Raw genomic sequence first — 17353 nt, 5'->3', positions numbered from 1 at the left:
ATCGCCCTTGTTTCTGGCCCGGACGGCCGGGGCGGTCTGAAGTCACGGCCCCAGGCTCCCCGCTTCCGAAAACGGAAATAAAAGGGAAACGCCAGAAGGGAGCCGGAGGCAACCAACGAGGAGAAAGTTATGGACGATATGGTTTTTTACCCGAAAGGGCAGTTGTTTTTTGAGGACGCCATTCACGACGGTAAGCAATTCGTGACTCGCTACGGTAAACAGCCGCTGGATGTTCTGAACATGCAGGGCGAACAGTACGTACTGGTTTCCCGTAATGAAGCAATTGAAATGATCCGTGAAGCCGCGCGTAAACCAGTTGAAGAAATCACTGCGGAAATTTTTAACGACCAGCTTGAGGTGATGCCGCCTATCGACTGGTACGGAAAAGGAGACGACCAGTCATTCAAACTAGCTGAGATGCACGCGGAGGACGTGACCGATATTTACGCCTATTACCGTGGCCGCTACTTCCGTTTTCGTGACCGTGTGAGCATGAAACATAGCGAAATTATTCAACGAATAGAGCAGGAGGTGTACGCAAAGCAGAAATAAAAAAGCAGAGCTAAAAGCTCTGCTCATTCACCCCGGTCTGTTGGAGCAGACCGGATAACTAACTGTCTCAGATGGAGATACATCATGAAAGACCGCTTTATCATTGCATGCCGTGATTACATTGTAAATAACAAAAACAAGCGTCCTCACAAGCGTAAGCCCGCCGAGATCATTCCTGCTGACGTGATCGCACGCCGTATTCAGGCACTAGGGAAAATTGTGGTACGCGCAGAACGCCGCCATAAACCCGTTCGTATTCCGGCTATGAGTTGCGCAGAGCTGGGGCACTTCCTCACCTCAACGGAACAAACCCGTGTAAGCGCATGACAGACGCCGCCCCGCAACGGGGCGGCTTTTAAACCACATATCCGAGAATTCAGAAATGCCAAAATATTATCTCCAGAATGCACCCCGTGGTGTAACCGCTATTCAGCTCGATAACGGTGATGAAGCTGTCTATCTTGATGGTGAGTTTATTGCCTGTAGTGATCTGGGGGAGCGTGACGATTCGGTAATCGGCTTAGGCGAAATCCTTGCCAGAAGTATGGGGGTGCCGTTCCGTCTTCTGGCGCTGCCCGTTCCTGATGTTGAGGATTGGGCATGGAACGACGTTACCGATTCGCTGAACTGGGGGGAGCGAGTGGAGCTACCCCGAATGATGTTACGTCCTGTACTGGAATGCAGCACATCCCATATCACGGAAGCTGACAACACATTGTTAGGGAATTTGAGTTCACGAGATGAGGATAGCGGCTGGATCTTAAATTCAGGAGTGGGGTATTTATTACGCCTTGATGCCGTCTATGATCCGCTTATCAGGCTGAGGCGTCTCGGAATTTCCAGAACGACACGGGCATTAATAGCCCGAGCCAGAAATCAGGCCGACATAAGCATGATTCATTTCTCATCTGTAGGTGATGAAATAGAAGGTGCACCAACCTTTGACTGGTAACTCTCTGCCCGGCTACATGCCGGGCATACCTCCAACCATCGGCGCAGGGGCTTGCAGCAGGCTTTGCCTGCGCCGCCCCCACAGTCGCCGCAAGACGGCTCCTGAAAGGAAACGGGCATAGCCCGCCACTTCTTTCTGGCGTTTCTCTTTTTAGTTCACGGACTCATCACGAATCACCTTTGCCGTGAAAGACACTGGCCCGGCCCGTGACGAATACAAGGGGAAAGGCTGAAGCCTGCAATCCTCACCCGTTCGCACTCTCTCCCTCTGGTCGTTCGCTTGCGCTGCGGCCTCCGGTTGCCCCCTTGTATTAGCCACTTATGGTCCGGACCGGTCATTTCATCACGGCAACGGCGCTCCGCGATGGTGAATCACCATCAAAAAGTTCACGCCAGAAGAAAGTTACTTTTAAATCCAGAGGAGAATCATCATGGCCCGTTTATCTTCATCTTTCCGTACCGCGAACGTTATCCGTAAAGAGCGTGCATTGACCAATGATGAACTTATGCGCTTCGTACCAAGCGTATTTTCAGAGGAAAAACATGAATCACGCAGTGAGCGTTATACGTACATCCCAACCATCACTTTGCTGGACAATCTGAGGAAAGAAGGTTTTCAGCCTTTCTTTGCCTGTCAGACGAGAACGCGTGATATCGGCAAGCGCGAACATACCAAACATATGTTGCGCCTGCGTCGTGAGGGAGAAATTGCAGGTGAAGAGGTGCCAGAAATTATTCTCCTCAACAGCCACGATGGTAGCAGCAGCTATCAAATGATCCCTGGCATGTTCCGCTTCGTTTGCATGAACGGAATGGTTTGCGGAAAAACCTTTGGAGAGATTCGCGTACCGCACAAAGGTGACGTTGTCGGGCAGGTGATCGAGGGGGCGTATGAGGTTCTTGAAATTTTCGACGGTGTGAAAGAATCACGCAGTGAGATGAAGGAAATCAGCCTGAGTAAGGATGAGCAGCGTATCTTTGCTGAAATCGCACTTAACTGGAAATATGATGATAAAGGTGTCGGGAAACATATCCCGCTAGTGCCTGATGATATTCTTCAGGCGCGCCGTAATGAAGACAAAAGTGATGACCTCTGGACAACTTATCAGCGCGTTCAGGAGAACATGACGAAAGGCGGCGTATGGGGGAAAACCGCAAAAGGAAAATTCCAGCGTACCCGCCCCGTTAATGGAATTGACGGTGACGTAAAGCTGAACCGCGCGCTGTGGGAAATGGCCGAAAAAATGAAGGAGCTTAAAGCCTAATCTTAATCAGGTGGGGATAATTCCCCGCCTTTTTTTTCCCTTTCAGTTTGTTCAGGTGTTGAACCTGAACAAACTGATCACCCCCGCCCGCCGAAAGGTAATCGCCACATTCGTAGCGTTTACCTTTCACCCGTCCGCCCCCAGGGGCTCCCCTGGTTAGGTCAGGCAGTTTTGTTCATTGAATCTTGCGTACTTTCAGACTGAGAATTTTTTCTGGATTTGCTTGCACGGTTTGTGGGTTTCTTTTTGCTATTCAGTATTTCCCGAATTGCTTTCACGCTGGTTGGGATACCAGCCGTAGAAAGCGCATCCCGTATATCCTCGATGCTATAACCTTTTTTCTCTGACAGCTCGATAATCTGGTCACGCAGCTGCTCAAGAACGTCAGTTTTAGTAAGGCGTTTCTTTGAAAGATCCGGGAGCTCACTAAGCGCATCTTTAGCCAGTACAATATCTTCTTCGCTATACCATTTTTTATCAGACATTCAATGTTTCCTTCCTACACAACGAAATTATTCAGACAGAAGTATACCTTTTCGCCTGTCAGAGTGGCAAACCCATGTTTTTCCTGGCGTAAGCCAGTGACGGCGAAGCCGAAATCACATATACTTCAGCTCAGGAACATAAAACTAGTGTCAAACGTGGGACAGGGTATGTTTTGTAGCACCGCCTGCACGCAGACGGTCCCACAAAACGCCCTGGTCAGGACTCCGTCCCGACACCCTATTAATCGTGCAAGCCTGTCAGGCCGTGCAAGGATTGAGAATGAGTAAGAGTGAAAGACGCCAGCGATCAGCGTTGCTGGGCAGCGTTCGTTGTTACCCTGAAGAGAAAGCACAGATACAGGAAAGTGCCAAAGCTGCCGGCATTTCAACAGGTGAGTTTTTGCGGCGAGCTGCTCTCGGAAGACGTATTGTCGCGAAAGGTGACACCCGGCAGATGAATGAAATTCTTAAACTGGGGGGCCTGCAAAAGCATCTTTATACTGAGATGCAAAAGCAGGGAATGATGACTCCAGAGCTGAGTAAGCAGTTTGCCGAGACACTGGCTCAGTTGCAGAAGACGTTAATGAAATTCAGGGCTGACAGCCTGAACAATACAGAGGACTAAAATGCTTGCGGTAGTGGCTGAACGCCGTCGTGATGGTAAATCAAGCTTTGTTCAACTCGTCTCATATACCATCCTGCGTGATGATGTTGAGATGAGCGAAACGCTATCGCCTGAAAAACCCTTTGTCCGTAAGTCCCGTTCTGAGGACAAGATTTTCAACGACCTGGTAGGGTATGCAACGCGTAATGCACTACCCGATTCACAGGATGTTATCGCAACGTTCCCGGACGGACGCCAGCAGGTGCGTTGCGATAAAGTCATCTGTGAAACCAACTGCTTCTCTCTGGCCACGGCATCCACTGAAATGGATATGGTTGCCATGCAAAACACCCGCTGTAACGACCCTGTATATCACGTCATTCTGTCCTGGCCGGAATCCGAGCGACCTACTCCAGATCAGATTTTTGATTCGGCTCGCCATTGTCTGAAGCGTATGGGTATGGAAGGGCATCAGTATGTCTTCGCTATTCATGATGATACTGATAATTTGCATTGCCATCTGACGGTGAACCGCATTAACCCGGTGAGCTATAAAGCTGCCTCATTGTATAACGATCACTTCACCCTGGACCGCTGCTGCCGTGAGCTCGAGCTGAAGAACGGATGGAAACATGATAATGGCCCATACAAAGTTAACGAAGACGGCGCGATCGTTCGTAACCGCAGCTTCTATAAATCTGCGCCTTCAGCTGCGCGCCAGCTGGAGCACTTTGGTGATAAAGAAAGCCTGTTTTCTTATGCTGTAGATAATTGCCGCGGAAAAATTGATGAAGTGTTTCTTCAGCCCGACTACACCTGGGATGATGTTCATAACGTATTAGTTTCAGCTGGACTCGAGCTACGTCCGAAAGGTCAGGGCCTGGCTATTTATGATTTGGGGAGCGATACCCAGGCACCTATCAAGGCCAGCGATCTCCATCCTGAACTTACCCTAGACAGTCAGCAGGAATTAATCGGTAAATTCATTCCTGCCACGATTCATCGTGAAACTGATCACGTGGGCAGAGAACGTTTGCTGAGCACGGTAGATATTCAAACCCAGTACAACGATCGTCTTCATCGTCGTGATAAGGGCGCCCGCGCTGAACGCCGTGTTCAGCGTGCCGCAGCTCGTCAGGATTTAATTGCGCGCTATAAAGCGTATAAAACTGCTTTTGTTCGCCCTGGAATTTCGGCCGACTCCGTAAGAACACGTTTCCGTGAATTGTCAGCAAGCTATCGTATCCGGAAAAATAATGTCCGAATTTCACAGCGTGATCCTCTGCTTCGTAAGCTGATGTTCCGCGCGCTGGAAGTCGAAAAAATGAAAGATATGGCCGCTTTGCGTTTGCAAATCCGAGAAGAGCGTAAAGCGCTTAAAGAGATGCCAGGTTCCCGACCGTTATCGTATCGAGCATGGGTAGAGATGCAGGCCACCAAACATGATGCTGCTGCTATCTCGCAACTTCGTGGCTGGGCATATCGGGAGAAGCGAAACAATCGCACGGCAGCCATCTCCGGCAACATCATCCTCAACTCTGTTGCTGATGATATCCGTCCTGCTCAAATTCGTGGTTATGAAACACAGGTTAACCGCGACGGTGCCGTTGTATATAGCTCCGGTGGCAACCCTGTATTGCTTGATCGTGGTTTGCTTATTGAGGTTGCCGATGCACCGGCAGAGAAGGGTAAAAACATCGCTATGGCGCTGCACATCTGTGGTGAGAAGAGTGGTGAGAAAGTTGAGATTCGAGGGGATAAATCCTTCGTTAACGGGACCATTCAATACATCCCGCATTTCAACGCATCGTCAGGAAAAACAGTTCCGTTGACGCATCCTGTTCAGCGCCAGCAGGCAGGTTATCATGCCCCGACTGAGACCCGGCATGATGCCCCAGCTGCAGGTGGAAATATGCGGCCTCATGTACCGCCCAAGCCCAATATTAAGAACTAACGCCATACCATGGAGGTGGTGTCTGAATGGATGAGAAGCTAAAACATGCGGATTTATCGTCTTTGCCAGAACCGGTGAGGGAAGCCGCCAGGGAGCTTGTTGACCTGAAGTTTCGTATCGATATGGCAGCAAGAGGCGGTACGTCAGGGATACCACTAGACCTGCATGGGACCATGACTGGAGGAGAATGGGGGCCGCATTTCGGGCAGGAATTTTTCTGCAGCATCATTCCTTTTTTCCCGCGAGATTTTGAAACCTGCTCGGCAACTGAAATGCTGGTTCCTACCTTACATACCTTCGGCTGCAGCTGGCGTTGGTGGCCCGATCGTTATTGTAGCGACAAAGATGAACACGATATACGGCGCCACATTTTTTCTGATTACGGGCTGAAAAGTACGAGCTATACCTTCATTCCTCAGCTGGGATTGTTCTGCCCGGGTGAAGGTAAAAATCGTGTTAACTTCTGCCGCCATCACGGTATCGAATATATCCCGGCACGGGTTTATCCCCATGATTATCCTGAAGCAAATCGAATCTCTGTGTACGTTCAGGATACTGCAGGAGGGCTGGATGTATGGGCCGTTCTTGATAATCGCTATGTTCAGAAGGTTACTCACTATGCCTTTGCGCTCCCACTTTTGCGCGCTTATGGGGTAGCGTTCCCTGGTAAGTGGCCAGCAGGATGGCCATCAATATCGGACCTCCTGGCTAACCAGCTGTGTTGCACGGATGAGACGACCTTTCACAAACCCGTGATCGATATGCATGCTGTCAGGGATGTGCTGGATCGTGATAAGACCAGCAGAGAGGATGGGGAGATGTATGTCAAAACCAGTGTGCATGAACTGCCCCTGGCCGGTCTGGTTCGCTTTACCCTGATCGCAATGTTATTGAGTTTAGGTGCGCTGTTCATCTACGAGATACTGGATGAGGGTATCCTGTCCAAGATTGCACTGGGAATAACCACTTTCATGGCTGGAGTGGTTGCTTCGTTTTTTATCCCGGCGTTCCGTATCAAGAAAAAATATCTTCGCAAATAGCTGTGGCACTGCCAGGACGAAAAAAAAGCCGGAGGGGAGCACCCTTCCGGCTTTTTGACTATGGCTAATTGGATTCTTCCCAGAGGCGTTCAAACTCCCGCTGATAAGCGCGAGCTGTAGATGGTTCATTCCAGATTACGATCGTGTTCTCTGCGTTTCGCTTAACTGCGCTTGAGGTGTAGTTGAATGAGCCTGTCTGGGTTGTGATGCTATCGACCACCATGAATTTATTATGCTGTATGGCGTACTGGCCGTTTAGTTTTACCGGAATCCCTTTGTGCTGTAACCAGGTCACGGCAGAGTATCGCCCTCCATTATCTTTAGCATCAGCCATTACTCGCACCCTGACACCGCGCTCCCGGGCTCGCTCAAGCGCTAATGCGATCTCTTTACTCGTAAAACTGTAGGCAGCGACGTCGATGGTCTCATGAGCGCTGTCAATGGCCGTCAGAATGTTATTAATTGCGCCCTTCCCGGGAGAGAACCCCGAGGTGATGCGTAATTCAGTACCTGATGTCGTCAGAGGTACTAGTAAAATCGTCACTATAATCGTGCTGAGTAATGTTCTGATACCAGTCGTCATAACCGCGGTTGCTCTCTGAAATTGGTTGGGATACATGTTGGCCGACCGGAGGTGGTTGGTCCGGGACCGGCTCTCTTTGTGAAGTGGAAGGAAGCGTAATGCCGGCACTGTTCCTGTGCGCCTCTTCGATTCGCTTTTTGGAAATACGAATGGATTCCTGCTCTTTCAGCCAGTAATAGCGTCCACCGGTTTGCTCCAGGGATTCAATAGCCGTTTCGAATAAGAGAATGCCACGTTGTTCTGGCGTGAAATTCAGGTCGTCACGGTTATCAAGGTCGGTGGCTACACTGGTTATGGCCATCAGCGTTTTATCGGCTAAGCGAGCATTCAGGCGGCTATTCCATGCCCCTGGTAAAGTCGAGCGACAGATATCGATAATATTAGAAACTCGATCCTGTGAGACTGGGCGCCGGCGCGCAGCTGCAGGTACTTCATTGCATAAATCACTGAAGTCAGGACGCCGTAAGGGTACATAACGGTTAATTTTGACGTTCAGCTTTGAAATCTTTTCGTTGTCAGGAATGTAGATAGAACTGCTACGTACCTGGCGATCTTCAAAGACAATGATGCCCTGTCCTTCCTTGAGAGCCTTGAGCTCATCCAGCTGGATGTTATCCCTGTCTCTGAACTCAACGCGATCCACGTCCTCGTAGCCTCCCATGCCGGTTCGGCTCATGGTGCGCTGCTCAGCGTACTGCCCGGTCCCGCCAACAGCCCGGATCATCTTCAGCGTATCTTCGGTATCCTCAGTTTTCATAAACTGTTTGGTACCGAGGTTGGCATTAACTGAATGAACCTCTTTCCCGTGGCGCATCATCGCCTGCAGGTCCTGCGCCAGAATTACCAGCATGTATTTGAGGCTTCGCATCTGGGCCGCAAGTTTTTCCAGCCCTGGTGCGAAATAGTAACCTACCTCATCGCAGATAAGCATAAACGGGAATTTACTGGCGAATTTCTTCACCGTAAGTGTGTGTTCCGGGGAACCTTCAATTTTGTTACCCAGGTCCTTTGCGATATTCATCCTGATGTCAGAGATGTACAGCTTACCCAGGGTGGCTGCTTCGTTATCAGAAAGCTCCAGCGCCGGAATAAGCACTACCAGGGTGCGATCGTTATGCAGGATATCCTGCATATCGATATCACCACCGTTCTTGGGAAAGACGTGGCCATAGGTATCGTTAAACATGCTGAGCATGCGGGTAAACTGCTGGATGAGATAGCCATGCTGGTCAAGCGCACCCTGGGACCATTCCCCGGGGCGGTTGATGAGTTTCATATCAAAGCCGGCCAGGTTGGCCAGATAGTTTTCCATGGGCTTATAGCCCTCTTCGTGCCATCCCTCTTCAAGAGCTTCACGATACAGCCCGACGAATTTTATAAGCGGCAGATAGGACTGAATGACGGCCTGAGTCAGCATAATGTTATCGCGCGCGCGCTTATAACACAGAGCGTAGATCAGGGCATTCATCATGGCTCGGGCTTTATCCTTCCATCCTTCATCGCTGCCGTTTCCTGCAGGCAACAGTGACTCCATCAGCTGGATAATGAAGGTCGGACTGCCATAGGCGAACGGGTTGGTACTATTGGACTGAGGGCGGGATTTATCCCCGATCATCAGTTTTTTGAAGCGGTCGTCATTGCCGGTGATGAAGTTAAGAACGTGCCAGTCGTCCTCCTGCCCAAAACGTCTGGCCATTGACCACGTTGCCACGGCGAGATCTATCTGAGCCTTACCATCAGAAATGCAGCATCCCCGCGCCCAGCACAGCGCATTTAAGTACAGCGAGTAGAGGGTTTCAGTTTTACCGCCACCGGTTGTGGCCATGATCTGCATGTGCCTCAGAGCATCAGAGCTTTCAAGCCATAACTCTTTGCCGCGGTCACGGCCACGTCCTATACCAAGACAGAGGACCCCTTTCGCTTTCCCCACGATTATCTTAGGCAGATTCAGTTTCAGAAAAGGGATATTCCAGCTTTCTTCTCTTTCAGTGGAGATGTCGAAGCCACCTACATCCATCGGTATCCGGAGGGGTAATCTAAAACGCTGATCGCTGAATGCGACCAGCAGGATGATGTTAAATGGCAAAGACAGCAGAAGGGTGGCGGGCCATACCACACCAAAAATAAGCGAGCACGCCAGGAAAAGCTGTACAGAGAACGGGGCAAGCATTATTCGTTCTGCCAGACGCCCCTGCACTTGCCGGCTAACGAGCCTGTTTTCTAACGGCCCATGGCGACTTTTTAGATCCATCCTAAATCCCTCATTGCGCGTTATTCATGAAAGCCTGCAGAGCTGCATCGCTTGTCATGGCCTGTAATGGAACCAGACGACCGTCATCGGTTATGACGGTCGGCGTGCCAGGCAATTTGTAGAGTTCAAAAGCCATATCGTTACGGGCCAGGGCGTTTTGCCCTGCTTCACAACTGGAGGCTGGCGTATCAGCTTTCGCACTCGGGTTCAGCATGCCGGCGCCAATGTCGAAAAGGCCGCGCCACATATCCGCCCGTTTATCTGCAGGTGCGCACAGCATTGGAACAACCTGTTCTGCTGTTCGGGCTTTACCTATCAGCGTCACAGGGAAAATCTCAATGTTGTACTGCGAGGAGAAAGCCTGCACGGTCGGCTCAAAAATCTTGCAATTTGGGCACTCCGGATCGGAAAAGATGTATAGCGTTCGCGGGTGGCCAGAAGAGAGCTGAATAGTAAACTCCTGCTTTGCAGCACCGTTCTTCAGACGTGTTGCCAGGAGATTACGGGCTTCAGCAGCTTCCTCAGCTGAAAGCGAACCAGGCTCTGCCGGTGGAGTTGATACAGCCGGCACAGTGGAACCAACAGATACTGCAGGTGCCGGTTTTACGAGCACAGGGGCCGGTGATCCGACAGGGGTTGATTCATGGGGTAATGCCGGCGGCTGCGATGCCATTACTGGTACTGGTGGTTGTACTGAAGAAGATGAATGCCATAACCAGGTGGTCCATGAGCCAACGAGAAACGCCGTCATAGCAACCGGGATCAACCAGCGAAAGCCAGATTTGCGTTGTTCTTTAGCATCAGGAGCATTAATGGCCATGCTCTGCAGAGCATTGGCCGTAGCGTCCATAATACTTTCAGCGAGCTTTTGGTCTTCCGAAGAAAACAGTTTGGCAACGCCGTTGTAAGCGTGGCGCAGCCAGATAGTGTGCAGTCCATTATCCAGCTCAAGCGTCAGCTGGTAGCGATCATTCAGCGGCCGATAGAGATTAAACAGGCTATGGCCATTGAGGCGAATCTGGAGGTGTTGTCCATGAATTTCGGTAGTAGTTTGGTTTACGATTTGTTCTGACATGGGGTTATCTCATTTTTGGGCGGAATGTATGTACGTGCCGATGGACATGCTGTTCGTCGGCTGCGGAATTCACTAACTGGTTATTTCCTGCTTCGTCTTCATCGTCGTCTTCGTCATCAACATCGGCAGGAGAGGGTTTTGTCGGGGCGGGTTCTACTACGACAGCGCCTATATTTCTCAAATCTGTTTCAAGTCCCTCGATGGCCAGTGACATGATCGGTTTGATTAATCGGACCCGATACCGTGAAGCCAGCTTCTCCCAGTGTGCCTGGCTGACCACGCCAGCACCTTCGACGAATGGCCAGGGCCGGCCTGTGGAAGCAAGGGCATACCAGAGCGTACGATCAAGCCCCTTAAGCCAGCGGTACCTTCTAATAGGGAGATGCAGATCGTTGTCATGCAGTGCCGCGATGGCGGTTCGCACATAGTTGTATTGCTTAATCCATTTTTGCGCTGCCGGCGTTGCAGTGACTTTGCGATATGCTGAAGTGGCCAGTGAGAGGTTGGGATATCCAATCTTGTTGCGGTATTTGCGGTCTGACTTAAGAGTGGAGCGGTTCAGTGCATCTAACAGCTGCTCCGCTTCGCCACGTTTATCAAGGAAATGCTGCAACCCAAAAATCGCGAACATTGCGCGTTCATGATCGTTGAAGCGGTCAAAGTCTTTTATATCGTGCTGCAGCGGTGTACCCAACTGCTCGATGAAGAGTTTTTCTGCCTGGTCCTTCTTCAGCCGGTTGTTAACAACAAGCTTGTGCTCGATGACAAATTCATCTGGCGTCATCGCGCTGCGATGTTCAGCCGGATCTACATTCAATAGCTGCGTTTTCCTGTCCCCATAGCTCAGTGCCGGCAGAATGGCAGGGGAGAACTGCGCCATGATTCGGGGCAGCGTATTAATGGATATATCACGGCTGGTTCGGCTCGCCTGGTGCCGACGAACAGCAACAATGCCGACGATCACCAGTGGTACCAGAGCTATTAGCAAAATACCTGCCGTGGCATCCATGACAGTGAAAAACTCACTCCATGACACGTTTTCGGCATTGTTATGCGTCTTGGCCAGCAAGTTGATTCGCCACGAAGCTGCACTATGAAATTGCGGAAAGTCAGCCAGGTTCCAGAGCCAGTAGAGAAGGGTGGTTGTGCATTCAATGGTTAACTGCCTAAAAAATAAAGCCATTACCATTAGTGTAATAAACAGGCCGACAGCGGCCATCGTCCAGTCATTATTAGACTGAACGTCCTTACGGACAGGTTGTGCCATGAGAGGACCCTGCAGTATTCAGATATAAAGAAGAGGCACCCTGAATAGGGTGCCCCGAAGTGGATATGCGCGGAGGATGTTGCTGTGGGAGAGTGTTACTGTGGCGGTAGCACCAGGTTCAGGCTATTTGCTTCTGCGATTTTCTTAGCCTGGAGCTCAACGCATCCGGGTACGTCATACTCGTATTTCCACTGTTGATGACGCATGGCATTGATTTTCTCGTAGAGCATTGCTGCTTTACCGGAAGTAATTGAGACCGTTGGGAGCTCTGGATTACCGGTATAAATTGTCAGCCTGTTGCCCTCAAGTTCGACTGATTTCCAGTCATACATTCCAAACCCCATTACACGAACGTCGCGTGGGAAAAAGAAGTTCAGAATGGACGTCTCCGGGTGGCTGATGTAGAGAATAGTCCCTTTTTGCGTATCAAGCCCCAGGTAACCCCAGCCAGTGCGATTCATGGCAATATTTTGTGGCGAAGGGTTATTTAATCCTGATTCGCGGAAGAAATTGGAGAACGCTTTGAGATTTTTTCTTTGCTTATATATACAGTAACACGTCAGGCAAATGGCAATAGCTAATGAAATCCAAACAAATACTGCCTGCGAATAATCTTGCGGGCGTAAGCCATATCTCGGGCTGTCTAGCATTGAAAACAGCCAGAAGCCATAAGCGAAATGGAAGGGTAAAACAACAAGCAGATAGCCAATGGATAAAACTCCAGTCACAGCTACGGGCCAATTTTTGCTGTAAGTGTCAAAGTGTTTTACTGACATATTTATCTTCCTGATATCTATCTGAGCCGTTTGCTGGCCAGATTGTAAACTTGACTATGCTCCCGTTTTCCAACTGCAACGACAGCAATGATTAATTCATCATTAATAACCTGATAAACAAGCCGGAAGCCTGAGGCACGCAATTTTATTTTGTAGCAGTCAGGCATTCCCCTCAGTTTTGCCGAAGGTATATGCGGATTTTCTGCACATGCCTTTAGCTTTTTGGCAAATTGTTGCTGGATAGATTTATCAAGATGATTCCACTCTTTGAGTGCGTCAGTCCTGAACTTAATCTTATAGGTCATAGATACTGATCCAGCTCAACGTCATGCAGGGCTTGATTGCTCCGCTTTTCAACCAGCGCAGCGAGTTCCTGATCGTCGATATATTCCAGCATCTTTTCATAGAGTTCAGCAGGTACACAGTAGAAAGCAGGCTGGTTGTGGTTCATTATCGCCACCGGATAACCCGCGCCGGCTTTGACTGTGGCCATGGGATTTTTCTTCAGTTCGCTGACACTTGCCGTTGTGTCGCTATGAATAGTGTTTGGCATGCTTACCTCAGGTATCAGATGAAGGTGCTGATCTAAATGTAGCACAAAAAAGACCTAAATATAGGTCTTTTTTGCGGCGGTAATCGCATTATTTAAACCCGTTGGCATCATCCCCTGGTTTAACCGAGTCGATTTTTTTCAGGCCTGGTGCTTGTCCAGCTTTACCGCCAAAACCTGCAAACATACTGCGGGTAGATTCAACTGCACCTTTCATCATTTGAGCAGCTTCCCGTCCTCCAAGCCAAGCTATCACGTAATCCGGTAAATAAACCTGGAGGCTAAATGCTGACGAAACCAACGTGGTACAAAGACGAGCATAGATCATCAAAATCCCGATGATACTTGCCAGACCGGTTACTGAATCAGCCTGCACGTTTGCGAGGGCTGGGGTAATTAGCATGTTCAGAAGCGTACCTATGGCAACAACTACGAGGCTTGCAAAGAAGAACCCAAACACCATAAGGGATGGACGAATAGCCGCATCTATGAGGAAGATATAGCCATAATTAGCGCGACTACCTTTATCCTCTTCCGTCCCAATATGGGTCGCGGCCCACAGAGACCCAGCAGTTGTACCGATTAACACGCTACCAAGCCAGGACGTACAGGCTGTGATCCAATATATCAACGGTATGAATGGCAGGAATATCGAAAGAGAAAACCCCACGCTCAGTAGTATGAAGAGAATGAAGTACACCACTGGGGAAACTGAGCTCATTATGCTTTTAGCTATATAACCAACACCAGAAACAGTGTTAATTATCTTTGCAATTCCGTTCCCGTCAGCGGAGGCCCAATCAACGGCCGCTTTCGCTGCAGTAAAGGCGGTGAAGGTGAGTTGAGCAGATACTAAGGTGTAATCGCCTATTGCTTTCATTTTTAGCATAGGATTAATTTGCTCAGAGTTATCACTGTTTTTATCAGTCATAACTGAGTTAATAATCCAGCTGGTTAATTTTTGAGAGCTAGGCATTATTTTTAGTATTGCATCATTAGCCGTTTGTACATCCTCAAAATTCTCATTCCCTGCGGCATTAACCGAACCAAGAGGAGGGGTGTAACTAGAATTTTTCCTTTGTGCGGCTAGGGCAGTACGTATTTCTTGATGAAGCTTACCTACTCCAACCTCACCTAAATTTGACTGACCGGTTACTACAGGACTTTTGTTGGCAATAGAATTTACTTTCTGATTTGCTGTTGCAAAAGACTGGTACCAGGCACCGAGAGCGATCCAACCGCTTTGCTTGAGGTAGTTTGCAAGTTCATTGCGAATCGTTCCTTCATTATTTACGCTTGCTGCTGCCGCTGTTATGGTGTCTTCATAGCGCCGTGCTGCTTGTTGGATTTCCTCTTCCACATCAGGGAGTCTGGACTGACCGCCCTCCTGGTAACTTTTCCACGCGCTCACAAAGTTTTCGGCACTGCTGGAGAGAGTGTTATTGATCTCTGAAAAGGCGCTCATCTGTGCATTTTCAAGTGGCCCGGAGTTTATCGGCACGCTAAAAGAGAACCATGAGTCACTGTCTTTGGTTTGCGGAAGTTCTGCGCTCCCACATATAGCGCTGCCGTTCGTAATACGAATCTCGCGCCCATCGGAGGAGTGCTGCTCAGACATTGCGGGCGTATTGCTGCTCCCAACCTGGTGCATTTCAGCCTGTTCAGTGTTAAGCGCCGCTTTGCACAGATACATGTCAAATATTCCGCGTGCAGCAGTGATGGTCTCACCGGCGACGGGTTGCATTATCAGGGACTGACCATCCATGATTGCATCAGCAGCCTTGTCGGTAAGAAGGTTGGCGCTGCCAACACCCATAATCGAGGCCATCCACAAGAATGCCAGATTGGATATGGACCATCCGGAAGGCGTTGGTACCAGGGCCATGAAGCCAGCCAGTGAGGACACCGGCGCCATCATTGTATTCCCCTGTCCAAATACTCTCCCGCGATTGCCGGTCAGTACGGTGGCACGCAGTGTGATCGCCATAAACCAGATAAATGCGAGACCAGCGATAATGGCGTTAAAGACACCATATAACAGGCCTATAAAACTGACGTTTTGCGGTTGCAGAGGATTATTTACAACATCGCCAAACACCATGATAAGCAACTGACGAGACAGGTCAGAGTTGCGTGTCGCGGCGCCGGTAATGGTGTCGTAATTGATACTGTCTGCAAAAGCTGGCAACGACAAACTGACCGCTCCGAGAGCGGCCAGTAACAGAAGCAGTCTTTTCATAGAGTTTTTCCAAAACGAGCAGAATGCGCGTCCGTAGGACGACACAGATGAAATCAGGCAGGGGAACGCCAGGTGAATACGTCTTTAATCCATGCTTGCGAGGTTCGCCACTGGATAAACGGGCCTAACTCCTTGTTAAGCAGTTGCCATATTCGAAACTGATTTTTCATCGCATTTACGAACAGCATGCCGGCAAACGCGGCCAGCATGAACATCATGCTCAGTAACCGAAACAGGAATACCCCATACACAGGGAGACCGGATGCCAGGGTCACGATCGGGAGTAGCATCAAAATCCCGACCGTCATGAAGAACATCATCAACCAGATCCGTTTAGCCAGCAGGTATCGCCGTATCAACGACTCACGGCTCTGGCCGCTGGCGGCTACGGCCTCATCAAAACTGAGCGTCTCGGTTTCTTTTTTGGTTGCTTCCGGTTTTAGGCGGCGAAACCGCTCTGCATTTTTCTCTGCTGCGTATCGGGCAGCGTGAACCATGCGACCAGCCTCCCATAGCGGGAGGACGAGGTTGGCGGTGAACCATGCTTTTTTTCCAATTTTCTTCATTGACGAGTTGCCCCTGCAGTAGCCTGTTGCAGTTTCTGCGCCAGACGTGGTTCATAGTATTGAGCGCCCTGTAAGCTGAGCTGTTGCCCGATCAGGATAGCGTTCTCATGCAGCTGCTGTTTAATACCCAGAAGAAGAGCGTTCTGAAGACTCTGGACACGGATGGATTCGCGTACCAGGTTATCACCATCCATCCCCTGCAGGTCGGTCTGGTAATCGGTATTGGCATAGCGACGGTTGACTTCGAAGGACTCAAATTCACGCAGAGACATCATGCCGGTACGTTTTGCCTCTTCAGAGGCGTTCGCGTCATACCATGCTTTGCTGGATGGTGTTTGCAGGGTTTCTGCCAGTACATCTTTCGTTGCTTCGTTTGGCTGGCTGGCCGCAACCATGGCCAGCTGAGGCTGTTCAGCAGCGCTTTGGATCGAATCGTGTTCTGTCATCATTCCTATGTACTGGCGACCGCTGTCGGTTTTGACTTCACCTTTTTTCAGCGCTCGTCCCACGCTACGGCGCGATGAGTTTTTCAGGTACATCATGGCAGCGTCGGTTTGCTCCTGACTAAATGTGAGCTCCGGGGCTTTATCCTCCGGGCCGGCGCCAGCCAGTAATGAGCGGATTTGTTTATCGCCTCCGGGCAGATCGGATACGCCGTTACAGAGGTCTCCCCAGGCATCAGCGTCCTCTTTGGTGCAGTAGTTACGGTGGATGTCAGCGGTGGCAAACAGGTCCTTCTCTGGCGCATCAGGTTTTGATGAAAGGGCTTTTTTGACTGAGGAACTGTTAACGCCCCCACCGCGGGACAGACTTGCCTGTTTAGCCCCGGCCTGACGGGAAATTTGTGTTGCCTGGCCCGACGAAGATTCGCTGCAGATCGAGTCAGGAACGGTGTAACTGCGCCTGGCGTCCTCCAGATTCTTAATCTGTTGGGCATACGTCGCATACTGTTGCATGTTCTCGGTAGATTGCTGAATCATTGCGGCAATCTTGTCATTACCTGAGCTAATCGCCCCTCCTATTTGTTGGTTGGTGGTGAGAATAGTGCCCAACGTCGCGTTAGCCGTTGAGAGTTGAGGCACAACCTGTGTAGTGATTGGTATGCTGCTGTTAACGTTGACCGTATAAGCGGATGCCGTGAAGCTGGATAGCATCAGGCTGCCTGTTACGGCCGCCAAAAGTTTTATCTTCATAG

General features: G+C 50.0%; 18 protein-coding genes. 7 read left to right on the top strand and 11 right to left on the bottom strand.

The features are described from left to right. The first annotated feature begins 129 nt into the window (after positions 1 to 129). The 4 genes from AC0TOY_RS01040 to AC0TOY_RS01025 all read left to right on the top strand — a co-directional run bounded on the left by AC0TOY_RS01040 (position 130) and on the right by AC0TOY_RS01025 (position 2768). Entirely contained in the window at positions 130 to 552 is a 423-nt protein-coding gene (locus AC0TOY_RS01040) for a hypothetical protein (RefSeq protein WP_023321894.1), read from the top strand. A gap of 84 nt (positions 553 to 636) precedes the next feature. Next, the gene (locus AC0TOY_RS01035; protein WP_004131756.1) at positions 637 to 879 is read left to right on the top strand and encodes a hypothetical protein; all 243 of its coding nucleotides are present in this window, start codon (positions 637 to 639) and stop codon (positions 877 to 879) included. A gap of 55 nt (positions 880 to 934) precedes the next feature. After that, positions 935 to 1504: a DUF5983 family protein gene (locus tag AC0TOY_RS01030; protein WP_196106713.1), complete on the top strand. Its 570-nt coding sequence runs from the start codon at positions 935 to 937 to the stop codon at positions 1502 to 1504. Positions 1505 to 1934: 430 nt separating this feature from the next. Continuing rightward, positions 1935 to 2768 carry a DUF932 domain-containing protein gene (locus tag AC0TOY_RS01025; RefSeq protein ID WP_196106712.1) on the top strand — a complete coding sequence of 278 codons (834 nt, stop codon included), beginning with the start codon at positions 1935 to 1937 and terminating at the stop codon, positions 2766 to 2768. A 161-nt stretch (positions 2769 to 2929) separates the two neighbouring features. Here the strand turns inward: AC0TOY_RS01025 and AC0TOY_RS01020 are convergent, their stop codons facing one another. Beyond that, positions 2930 to 3253, bottom strand: coding sequence for a hypothetical protein (locus tag AC0TOY_RS01020; RefSeq protein WP_052977998.1), 324 nt, complete (start codon positions 3251 to 3253; stop codon positions 2930 to 2932). 280 nt (positions 3254 to 3533) lie between these two features. On the opposite strand from AC0TOY_RS01020, the gene mobA reads away from it, so the two are divergent. The 3 genes from mobA to AC0TOY_RS01005 are packed head-to-tail and all read left to right on the top strand — an operon-like array spanning position 3534 to position 6851. Continuing rightward, the gene (gene mobA, locus AC0TOY_RS01015) at positions 3534 to 3878 is read left to right on the top strand and encodes a plasmid mobilization protein MobA (protein ID WP_043139551.1); all 345 of its coding nucleotides are present in this window, start codon (positions 3534 to 3536) and stop codon (positions 3876 to 3878) included. A gap of 1 nt (position 3879) precedes the next feature. Continuing rightward, positions 3880 to 5811: a TraI/MobA(P) family conjugative relaxase gene (traI, locus tag AC0TOY_RS01010; RefSeq protein WP_248083254.1), complete on the top strand. Its 1932-nt coding sequence runs from the start codon at positions 3880 to 3882 to the stop codon at positions 5809 to 5811. A gap of 26 nt (positions 5812 to 5837) precedes the next feature. After that, positions 5838 to 6851: a hypothetical protein gene (locus tag AC0TOY_RS01005; protein WP_059295139.1), complete on the top strand. Its 1014-nt coding sequence runs from the start codon at positions 5838 to 5840 to the stop codon at positions 6849 to 6851. Positions 6852 to 6915: 64 nt separating this feature from the next. Here the strand turns inward: AC0TOY_RS01005 and AC0TOY_RS01000 are convergent, their stop codons facing one another. The 10 genes from AC0TOY_RS01000 to traW all read right to left on the bottom strand — a co-directional run bounded on the left by AC0TOY_RS01000 (position 6916) and on the right by traW (position 17351). Next, the gene (locus tag AC0TOY_RS01000; protein WP_142966679.1) at positions 6916 to 7434 is read right to left on the bottom strand and encodes a phospholipase D family nuclease; all 519 of its coding nucleotides are present in this window, start codon (positions 7432 to 7434) and stop codon (positions 6916 to 6918) included. Further along, a complete protein-coding gene (gene trbC, locus AC0TOY_RS00995) occupies positions 7355 to 9685 on the bottom strand; it encodes an F-type conjugative transfer protein TrbC (RefSeq protein ID WP_196106710.1) in 2331 nt (776 codons plus the stop codon). Before trbC ends, AC0TOY_RS01000 begins: the two co-directional genes overlap by 80 nt. A 10-nt stretch (positions 9686 to 9695) precedes the next feature. Beyond that, entirely contained in the window at positions 9696 to 10760 is a 1065-nt protein-coding gene (locus AC0TOY_RS00990) for a DsbC family protein (RefSeq protein ID WP_196106709.1), read from the bottom strand. Between the two features lie 4 nt (positions 10761 to 10764). Then, positions 10765 to 12027 carry a secretion/conjugation apparatus DotM-related subunit gene (locus AC0TOY_RS00985; protein ID WP_196106708.1) on the bottom strand — a complete coding sequence of 421 codons (1263 nt, stop codon included), beginning with the start codon at positions 12025 to 12027 and terminating at the stop codon, positions 10765 to 10767. A 95-nt stretch (positions 12028 to 12122) separates the two neighbouring features. Continuing rightward, on the bottom strand, positions 12123 to 12803 hold the full coding sequence (gene excA, locus AC0TOY_RS00980) for a plasmid IncI1-type surface exclusion protein ExcA (protein WP_196106707.1): 681 nt from the start codon (positions 12801 to 12803) through the stop codon (positions 12123 to 12125). 17 nt (positions 12804 to 12820) lie between these two features. After that, complete coding sequence (locus AC0TOY_RS00975) at positions 12821 to 13108, bottom strand: type II toxin-antitoxin system RelE family toxin (RefSeq protein WP_043139530.1); 288 nt, start codon at positions 13106 to 13108, stop codon at positions 12821 to 12823. After that, positions 13105 to 13356, bottom strand: a complete 252-nt coding sequence (locus AC0TOY_RS00970; protein ID WP_043139525.1) for a type II toxin-antitoxin system Phd/YefM family antitoxin — start codon at positions 13354 to 13356, stop codon at positions 13105 to 13107. The genes AC0TOY_RS00975 and AC0TOY_RS00970 overlap by 4 nt, the downstream gene beginning before the upstream one ends. 88 nt (positions 13357 to 13444) lie before the next feature. Further along, complete coding sequence (locus tag AC0TOY_RS00965; protein WP_196106706.1) at positions 13445 to 15592, bottom strand: DotA/TraY family protein; 2148 nt, start codon at positions 15590 to 15592, stop codon at positions 13445 to 13447. Between the two features lie 53 nt (positions 15593 to 15645). Further along, positions 15646 to 16158: a conjugal transfer protein TraX gene (gene traX, locus AC0TOY_RS00960; RefSeq protein WP_043139516.1), complete on the bottom strand. Its 513-nt coding sequence runs from the start codon at positions 16156 to 16158 to the stop codon at positions 15646 to 15648. Further along, positions 16155 to 17351 carry a conjugal transfer protein TraW gene (gene traW / locus AC0TOY_RS00955; protein WP_043139513.1) on the bottom strand — a complete coding sequence of 399 codons (1197 nt, stop codon included), beginning with the start codon at positions 17349 to 17351 and terminating at the stop codon, positions 16155 to 16157. Before traW ends, traX begins: the two co-directional genes overlap by 4 nt. Positions 17352 to 17353 lie beyond the last annotated feature (2 nt).

It is taken from the genome of Enterobacter sp. PL_is379 (assembly GCF_055817355.1).
The sequence above is the reverse complement of the archived record's forward strand: the minus strand, read 5'-3'. Positions and strand labels throughout refer to the sequence as shown.